The 2,076-nt window shown below is 60.5% G+C and carries 1 protein-coding gene; it reads left to right on the top strand.

From position 1 onward, the window contains the following. A partial coding sequence (locus GXX82_15050; GenBank protein ID NLT24356.1) for a PAS domain S-box protein occupies positions 1–2,076 on the top strand: 2,076 nt, incomplete at both ends.

Here is a 2,076-nt window from a genome sequence, read left to right as displayed (position 1 = left end):
GAAAATACATTCCCGACGAGCCCATCACCGACGCGCAGGGGAACGTGCGGTATCTCGAGACCATCAAGATCCCTTTCACGTTCTCCGGAACCGAGACCCCCGCCGTCCTGGGCGTGTCCGTGGACATAACGGAGCGCAAGGAGGCGGAGCGTGCCATCGCCCGGTCTGAAAAGGAGCTGAGGGCCATCATCGCCGCCTCGCCCATCGGCATCGGCCGGATCCGCGACAGGGTCATCGAGTGGGCGAATGCGGCAATGTGCAGCATCACCGGATACACGATGGACGAACTCACCCGGGGGAGCACCCGCATGCTCTACGAGCGGGAATCGGAATTCGAGCGGATGGGCAAGGTTCTCTATCGGGACTTTCAGGGAGAGACAAAATGGGTGACGAAGGACGGGCAGGTCCTCGACGTGCTTGTTCAGCTGTCGCCGATGGAAGGTGGGGCCTATATCTTCACCGCGACTGACATCACCCGGCTGAAGCGGGCAGAAAGCACGCTGAAATTCACCCAGTTCTCCGTCGACAACGCCGCGGACAGCATCTACTGGATCGACAGCACCGGGAGCATCGCTTACGTGAACGACAGCGCGTGCCTCTCGACGGGGTACGAGCGACATGAGCTTCTCTCCATGAAGATCCATGAGATCGAACCGGGCCATCCGGCCCAGGATTGGCCGCGGTACTGGCAAGGTATCGTCGAAAAAGGCTCCGACCAGTTTGAATCCCTGCACCGCAGGAAGGACGGGGCAACGTTTCCCGTCGAGGTGAGTATCAGTTACCTTCCCTACGATGAGTTCGAATACGTCTGCGCCTTTTCCCGGGACATCACCGAACGCAGAAAGGCCGAGGAGCGGCTGCGCCTCGATGAATCGCGGACGGAGGCCCTCCTCAGGATCAACCAGATGGGCAACCGGCCCCTGGAGGAGATAACCACCTTCACCCTTGAGGAATCGATCAGGCTCACGAAGAGCGCCATCGGTTATCTTGCCTTCCTCAACGAGGACGAATCGGTGCTCTCCATGCATTCCTGGTCAAGACAGGCCATGGAGGAGTGCCGCGTGCGGGACAAACCCTTATCATACCGGCTTCAGACAACGGGCATCTGGGGAGACCCCGTGCGCGAACGAAGACCGATCATCACCAATGACTACACCGCGCCGGGTGTGGGCCGGAGGGGCTGTCCCGAGGGCCACGTGGAGGTAAAGCGTCACCTTGGGGTCCCCATCTTCGACGGGGAAAGGATCGTCGCCGTTATCGGCGTCGGCAACAAGGAGGAGGAATACGGGGAAACCGATATCAACCAGGTGCAGCTCATGGCCCAGGGGATGGTCCGGCTTCTGAAAGAGAAGGCGGCCCGGGAGGCCCTGAGTGTCTCCGAGTCCAGGCTGAGGGCGGTCATCGACAGCGCCAGGGACGCCATCTTCATCAAGGACAGGGACCGCCGCTACATCGTCGCCAACAGGGCCATGTCGGAGCTTTTCGGCATTCCCATGGAGAAGATACTGGGCGCCACCGACCGGGACCTGTTCGCCGACGAGGCCGCCAACCACATAGAAAGGATGGATAACCGTGTGCTTCAGGGTGAGACGGTCGAGGAAGAAATGGCGCGGCCCGTGACAGCCGCCGTCTATGTCTTTCACACCATCAAGGTCCCCTTGAAGAACGAGCGGGGAGAGATAACGGGCCTGTGCGGCATTGCCCGCGACGTCACCGAGCGCAAGCATCTGGAGTCGCAGCTCCTGCAATCGCAGAAGATGGAGGCGGTGGGTACCCTCGCGGGAGGCGTGGCGCATGACTTCAACAACCTCCTGAGCGCCATCATGGGCTACGCGAGCCTCCTTCAGATGAAGATGGACAAGGACAACCCGTTGCACGGCTATGCCTCGCAGATACTCGTGTCCTCAGAAAAGGCCGCCAATCTCACCCAGAGCCTCCTTGCCTTCTCAAGGAAGCAGGTCATCAACCTCAAACCCGTGGTGATAAACGATACCGTGGAGAAGCTGCACCGTCTCCTCGAGCGGCTCATACCGGAGGACGTGGAGTTCAGGATACGGAAGACGTCCGAACGCCTCG

The organism is Syntrophorhabdus sp., assembly GCA_012719415.1.
In the GTDB taxonomy this organism is placed as follows: Bacteria; Desulfobacterota; Syntrophorhabdia; order Syntrophorhabdales; family Syntrophorhabdaceae; genus Delta-02.
This window is presented reverse-complemented; position numbering and strand designations above follow the sequence as displayed.